Origin of the sequence: Streptomyces sp. ADMS, from assembly GCF_033441795.1 — a bacterium.
Lineage (GTDB): Bacteria > Actinomycetota > Actinomycetes > Streptomycetales > Streptomycetaceae > Streptomyces.
This window is the reverse complement of the sequence record NZ_JAVFVX010000101.1, coordinates 20,963-27,351: the sequence shown is the minus strand read 5'-3', so window position 1 is coordinate 27,351 and position 6,389 is coordinate 20,963. Positions and strand designations below refer to the sequence as shown.

General features: G+C 68.9%; 7 protein-coding genes. 2 read left to right on the top strand and 5 right to left on the bottom strand.

Annotated elements, in window-relative coordinates; genetic code table 11:
• On the top strand, window positions 1-332 hold a 332-nt coding region (locus RB628_RS31690), incomplete at its 5' end, for a TerC family protein (RefSeq protein WP_412180754.1).
• Window positions 333-589: 257 nt separating this feature from the next.
• On the opposite strand, the gene RB628_RS31685 is transcribed toward RB628_RS31690, so the two are convergent.
• Together RB628_RS31685 and RB628_RS31680 are read right to left on the bottom strand one after the other, a co-directional pair.
• Window positions 590-1,861: an MFS transporter gene (locus RB628_RS31685; RefSeq protein ID WP_318324037.1), complete on the bottom strand. Its 1,272-nt coding sequence runs from the start codon at window positions 1,859-1,861 to the stop codon at window positions 590-592.
• Between the two features lie 89 nt (window positions 1,862-1,950).
• Complete coding sequence (locus RB628_RS31680; protein ID WP_318324036.1) at window positions 1,951-2,997, bottom strand: LD-carboxypeptidase; 1,047 nt, start codon at window positions 2,995-2,997, stop codon at window positions 1,951-1,953.
• A 103-nt stretch (window positions 2,998-3,100) separates the two neighbouring features.
• On the opposite strand from RB628_RS31680, the gene aroQ reads away from it, so the two are divergent.
• Window positions 3,101-3,574 carry a type II 3-dehydroquinate dehydratase gene (gene aroQ / locus RB628_RS31675; RefSeq protein ID WP_318324035.1) on the top strand — a complete coding sequence of 158 codons (474 nt, stop codon included), beginning with the start codon at window positions 3,101-3,103 and terminating at the stop codon, window positions 3,572-3,574.
• A 109-nt stretch (window positions 3,575-3,683) separates the two neighbouring features.
• Here aroQ and RB628_RS31670 read toward each other — a convergent pair whose 3' ends face one another.
• From RB628_RS31670 to RB628_RS31660, 3 genes are read right to left on the bottom strand one after another with little or no spacing between them, the layout of a single operon-like run.
• On the bottom strand, window positions 3,684-4,412 hold the full coding sequence (locus tag RB628_RS31670; protein WP_318324039.1) for an amino acid ABC transporter ATP-binding protein: 729 nt from the start codon (window positions 4,410-4,412) through the stop codon (window positions 3,684-3,686).
• A 35-nt stretch (window positions 4,413-4,447) separates the two neighbouring features.
• Entirely contained in the window at window positions 4,448-5,356 is a 909-nt protein-coding gene (locus RB628_RS31665; protein ID WP_318324034.1) for an amino acid ABC transporter permease, read from the bottom strand.
• On the bottom strand, window positions 5,353-6,237 hold the full coding sequence (locus tag RB628_RS31660; protein WP_318324032.1) for an ABC transporter substrate-binding protein: 885 nt from the start codon (window positions 6,235-6,237) through the stop codon (window positions 5,353-5,355). Before RB628_RS31660 ends, RB628_RS31665 begins: the two co-directional genes overlap by 4 nt.
• Window positions 6,238-6,389: the final 152 nt, after the last annotated feature.

Here is a 6,389-nt window from a genome sequence, read left to right as displayed (position 1 = left end):
ACCCGTACATCGTCTTCACCGCCAACGCCTTCGCCCTGATGGGTCTGCGTCAGCTGTACTTCCTCATCGGCGGCCTGCTGAAGAAGCTGGTCCACCTCTCGTACGGCCTGTCGGTCATCCTCGGTTTCATCGGCGTCAAGCTGGTGCTGCACGCGCTGCACGAGTCCGGCGTCCATGTACCGGAGATCTCCATACCGGTCTCCCTCGGAGTGATCTGCGCTGTCCTGGTTGTCACCACGATCACCAGTCTGATCGCTTCCAAGAAACAGGAGGCGGCCGAGTCGGCGCAGAAGGAGAGCGAAGGCGCTCCGAAGGACAGCATCGAGGCCTGACTCCGTCGGACGTGGGAACAGTCATCATCGGGAGCGGTGCGCGGCGAATTGCCTACCACCGTTCCCGGTGCCTCGTTGGGTGCTGAGGGTTCCCGGCCAGGGGACGCCACGGCCCGGGTGGATGCATCGGGGACCCACCGACGAAGTTCGTCCGCGGTGGTTACCCGGGCGGGCCACGCCGCTCCGGGGAGGCGTACAGCTGGTGCTGTTCGTCGCCTGCCTGAAGCCGGCGATGAGCCCATGATCACTGCCACAGGTCACTCCGTGGCCGGTACGGCGACGAGGTGGGGCACCGGTCGGGTCTCCGGCAGCAAAGCGAAGCACCCCAGGCTGAACAGCGCGATCCCCGACAGATATGCGCCCACGCCCCACGGGACCCGGCCCCCGTGCCCGGCGAGCGCCGTCGCCACGATCGGTGTGAGGGCGCCTCCGAGGACCCCGCCGAGGTTGTAACCGACCGCGGCGCCCGTGCACCGTACGCGGGGCTCGTACAGCTCCGGCAGATACGCCGCGATGACCGCGAACATCGTGACGAACGCGATCATCGCCACCAGGAAGCCGAGGAACATCAGCAGCGGTTCGCCGGTCGACAGCAGCGCGACCATCGGGCACATCCACAGGGCGGCGGCGGCAGAGCCCGCGAGACACAGCGGACGGCGACCGTAACGGTCCCCAAGGAGAGCCGCCACGGGTGTCAGAGCGCCCTTCACCACCACCGCGGCCATGATGCAGATCAGCATGACGGTACGGCTGACGCCGAGCTGCTCGGTCCCGTAGGCGAGGGACCATGTCGTCACCGCGTAGAACACCGCGTATCCGACCGCGAGCGCTCCCGCCGTCAGCAGGACCAGCCGCCAGTGGTCGCGAACCACTTCGGCGAGCGGCACACGCGCGTGGTCGTCGATCTCCAGGAAACTCGGGCTCTCCGCGAGCGAGGAACGCAGCCACAGCCCGGCCACGGCGAGCACCCCCGCCACCCAGAACGGCACCCGCCACCCCCACGAGGCGAACTGCGCCTCCGTGAGGGACGCCGACAGCACCAGCATCACGCCGTTGGCGAGCAGGAAGCCCACTGCGGGCCCGATCTGCGGGAAGCTCGCCCACAGAGCGCGCCGTTCCGGGGGCGCGTGCTCCGCGGTCAGCAGGACCGCCCCGCCCCACTCCCCACCGAGCCCGAGCCCCTGAAGGAAACGCAGCACCAGCAGGAGCACGGGGGCGGCCATACCGATCGACTCGTACGTCGGTACGCAGCCGACCGCGACCGTCGACGCTCCGGTCAGCAGAAGTGAGACGACGAGGACCGGGCGCCGCCCGCGCCGGTCCCCGATGTGCCCGAACAGCACCGATCCCAGGGGCCGGGCGACGAACCCCACACCGAAGGTTCCGAAGGCGGCCAGTGTCCCGGCCACCGGAGAGAACGTCGGGAAGAAGAGCGGCCCCAGAACGAGTGCGGCCGCGGTGCCGTAGACGAAGAAGTCGTAGAACTCGATGGCCGTTCCCGCGAGCGAGGCGGCGGCCAGCCGCACCATCGAAGGCGCCTTTACCGTGCGTACGTGGTGCATGCCGCGTCAACTACCCGCAGTGATCGCACGTTACGGGGTGCGAGGGTGGGGCGGGATCAGTACGTCACGGTGATGCGCCGGGCAGGGCCGTCCACCCGTATCGGCCCTCCATAAGGGAGGACGATCTGCGGATCCGTGTGTCCGAAGTCCACGTCGAAGACGGTCATCATGCCGGGAACGTAGGCGCGCAGCGCGCGCTGGACCGCCTCCCGCTGCTCGGTGGCATAACGGCCGCCCTCGTCGGGGCTGTTGGGCCGCTCGAAGGACCAGGTCTTCGCGCGTCCCATCAACAGCGCCGAGAAGCGCTGGAGCAGTCCGCGTTCGCCCATGTTGCGCAGGACGCGGAAGACCTCCTCGCCGCTCGGCATCTCCTCCGAGGTCTCCAGGAGCAGCACTCCACCGTCGTACTCCGTCAGATCGTGGGAGATCTCGCGGTCGGCCATCAGTAGCCAGCCGAGGATCTCCAGACAGCCGCCCCAACCGCGGCCCTCCACCACTCGGTCGGCGTTCTGCCACGTCCAGCCGGTGCCGGGACGGGTCTCCGGTTCGCTGTCGAAGGTCGCGGGGTCGGCCCAGTCGCGGTCGACGTCGTTCCAGCGTTCGGCGGACCGCAGTTCGTACTCGCCCGAGGTGAACAGGGCGGCCCGCAGGGACTCGGCGGTCAGCGGGTCCATGGCCACGGGACGTCCGAGCGCCGTCATCACGGTCGCGCCGTGGTAACCGACGATCCCGCAGTTGTACAGGTAGGCCAGCAGGTTCGTGTTGTCGCTCATCCCGAAGAACGGCTTCGGGTTCGCGCGGATCAACTCCCGGTCCAGAAACGGCAGCACGGTGATCTGGTCGTCGCCGCCGATCGTCGCGATGACCGCCTTGATGTCCGGGTCGGCGAACGCCGCGTGAATGTCGTCGGCCCGCTCCTGGGGCGTCGAACCCATCTTCCGGGTCGCCGGATACTCCACCGGTTCGAGCTCGAACTCCTTGCGCAGCCGCTCCAGCCCCAGTTCGTGGGGGCGGGGGAAGAGACCGGGGACGGCGGCGCCCGGCGAGATGACGGCTATGCGGTCGCCGGGTGAGGGCTTGGGGGGATAGGCAGGGTTCGTCATGCCGGGAGCGTACGGGCCGCCCCGCTGCCGGCGCACCGTGATAAACCGGGGGCTGAGCAGCGGTCCTCGACCGGCCGCCACCCCTGAACGGACCGGAGGAACCGTGCCCCGCACCCTCGCCAACGCCCCGATCATGATCCTCAACGGCCCCAACCTGAACCTCCTGGGCCAGCGCCAACCGGAGATCTACGGCTCCGACACACTCGCCGACGTCGAAACCCTGTGCGCCAAGGCGGCGGCCGGGCACGGTGGCACGGTGGACTTCCGCCAGTCCAACCACGAGGGCGAGCTGGTCGACTGGATCCACGAGGCACGCCTCCACCACGCCGGCATCGTCATCAACCCCGGCGCCTACTCGCACACGTCCGTAGCGATCCTGGACGCGCTCAACACCTGCGACGGCCTGCCCGTGTTGGAGGTCCACATCTCCAACATCCACCAGCGCGAGACGTTCCGGCACCACTCGTACGTCTCACTGCGCGCCGACGGCGTCATCGCGGGGTGCGGTGTGCAGGGGTATGTGTTCGGCGTGGAGCGGGTGGCCGCACTGGTGAAGGCGACGACCACGAAGGTGTGACGCACGGTTGCGGGGAGGCAGTCGGACGTGGAGAGTCCGGTTGTCAGTGGTGGGTGCCACCATCGACGCATGACCGGAACTCCTCGCACGCCGTCGGCCACGGCGACCCCTACAACCGCCCCGCCTCCACGATCCGCCGCAGGAACTGCCGCGTGCGCTCCTGCTGCGGCTCTCCGAACACCTGCTCGGGCGTACCGCGTTCCAGGACCACTCCGCCTTCGAGGAAACAGACCTGGTCCGCTACATCGCGGGCGAAGCCCATCTCGTGGGTGGCCAGGACCATGGTCATGCCGTCGCCCTTCAGATCCCGGACGACGGCGAGGACCTCACCCACGAGTTCCGGGTCGAGGGCCGCGGTGATCTCGTCGAGGAGCAGCAGCCTGGGGCGTACGGCGAGGGCGCGGACGATCGCGGCCCGCTGCTGCTGGCCGCCGCTCAGCCGGTCCGGGTACTCGCCCGCCTTGGCGCCGAGCCCGAGTCGCTCCAGCAACTCGCGGGCGTACTGCTCCGCCTCCGCGCGGCCCACGCCGTGCACCCGGCGTGGGGCGAGGGTGATGTTCTCCAGCACGGTCATGTGCGGAAAAAGGTTGTACGCCTGGAAGACCACGCCGATGCGGCGCCGCACGGCGTCCTGGTCGGTCCGCGGGTCGGTGATCTCCTCGCCGTCCAGCCAGATCGCGCCGTCGTCGATCTCCTCCAGCAGGTTCGCGCACCGCAGCAGTGTGGACTTGCCGGAGCCGGACGCGCCGATCAGAGCGGTCACCGTGTGCGGGGCGACCTCCAGATCGACGTCCCGCAGGACGACCGAGTCACCGAAGACCTTGCGCACGGACGCCATACGCAGCACGGGGGAGGAGCTGTCGGGGATGTCGCTCACAGTGTTCCTCCCTGCGCCCGCTGCCGGTCCATCCGGGCCGTCACCCAGTCCGTGAAGCGGGTCATCGGAATGGTCAACGCGACGAAGACCAGTCCCGCGACGATGTACGGCGTGTAGTTGAGACTGCGGCCCACGATGATGTCGGCCGCGCGTACGGCGTCGACCGCGCCGCCGATCGAGACGAGCCCGGTGTCTTTCTGCAGCGACACCAGATCGTTCAGCAGCGGCGGCACCTGGCGCCGCACGGCCTGAGGCAGTACGACGTGCCGCAGGGCCTGCCGGTTGGTCAGGCCGAGCGAGCGCGCCGCCGCCCGTTGCGACGGGTGCACGGACTCGATGCCGGCCCGGAACACCTCGGCGACGTACGCCGAGTACGTCAGGGTCAGCGCCGTACCGCCGAGGACCACCGGGTCCACGGTGATGCCCTGGAGCCGCAGCGCCGGGACGCCCAGGACGACGATCATCAGGTTGATGATCAGCGGGAGGCCGCGGAAGAAGTCCGTGTACGCGGCGGCCAGCGCGCGCAGCGGGTAGAACACCGGGCCGCGCAGCGTGCGGGCGATCGCGATCAGCATGCCCAGCACAAGCACCGCGACACCGCAGATCAGCAGCAGCCGTACGTTGAGCCAGAGCCCTTCGAGAACCTTGGGGAACGCCTCGCGCGCGTACTGCGTGTTGAAGAACGTCTCCTTGGTGCGCGGCCAGCCCGGCGCGTTCACCACGACCAGATAGAGGACGATCCCGGTGACCAGGGTGGACAGCGCGGCGATCGATGTGGCGCGGCGCGAGCGGGTGCGCTTGTACCGCTCACGGTCGATCCGCCGCTGCGAGGGGACGTAACCGTCGCCCCGGTCCGGCATGGCGGCCGGGTCCTCCTGCCCGGACTTCTCCTTCACTGCGGTCACTTGAGCACCGGGGCGTCGACGGCGTCCGACAGCCACTGCTTCTCGATCGAGGTGAGCGTGCCGTTCTTGCGCAGGGCGTCCACCGCGGTCGTCACGCACGGAGTGAGCGCGCTGCCCTTGTCCAGCACGAGCCCGAACTGTTCGGGCGTGCCGCCCTGGTTCTCGAACTGTCCGACGATCTTCGCGTCGGTCACCTCGGCGGCGGTGATGTAGAAGGCGGTCGGGAGATCGACGACGATGGCGTCGACCTGGCCGTTCTGCAGCGCGGACTTGGCCTGGTCGTTCTTGGCGTACGCGGCCGGCTCCTGGGCCGGCTTCACCACGTCGTTGATGTAGTTGAGGCTCGTCGTGCCGACCTGGGCGCCCAGTTTGAGGCCCTTGAGGTCCGCGATGCTCGTCGCCTTCGCGGCCCTGGAGCTCTTCAGGGCGATGACTGCCTGGCGCACGTCGTAGTAGCCGGACGAGAAGTCCACGGCTTTCTTTCGCTCGGCGCTGATCGACACCTGGTTGATGTCGAAGTCGAAGGTCTTCTCCCCGGGCGCGAACGCCTTGTTGAAGGGCACGCTCTGCCAGACGACGTCGGCCTTGTCGTAGCCGAGCTGCTGCGCCACGGCATACGCGACCGCCGACTCGAAGCCCTCGCCGTTGGCGGGCTTGTCGTCCTTGAACCACGGCTCGTACGCGGGCTCGTCGGTGGCGATCGTCAGCTTGCCCGAGGTCTCGGTGGCCAACTTGCCCTTGGCGCAGGTGGTTCCGGCCGTCCCGGTGGGTGTAGCGGCGCTCTCCTCCTCCGGCTGCGGGGCGCAGCCGACAGCGGTGGCGAGCAGGGCGACAGTGGCGGCGGAGACTACGCGGCGCAGCGCATCAGGGGCAAAGTACATGGCGGGAGAGTGGCAGCGAGGCGTGCCATTTGTCCAGGTCACAGGCGGAATTGTCCGCATAGTGGGAACGTGTGTTGCATTCTTGTGAATGCCGGGGCCGCCGACCGAGGGCGGGGATCGACAGGTCGGCGGCCCGTGCCGCTCAGGAGCCG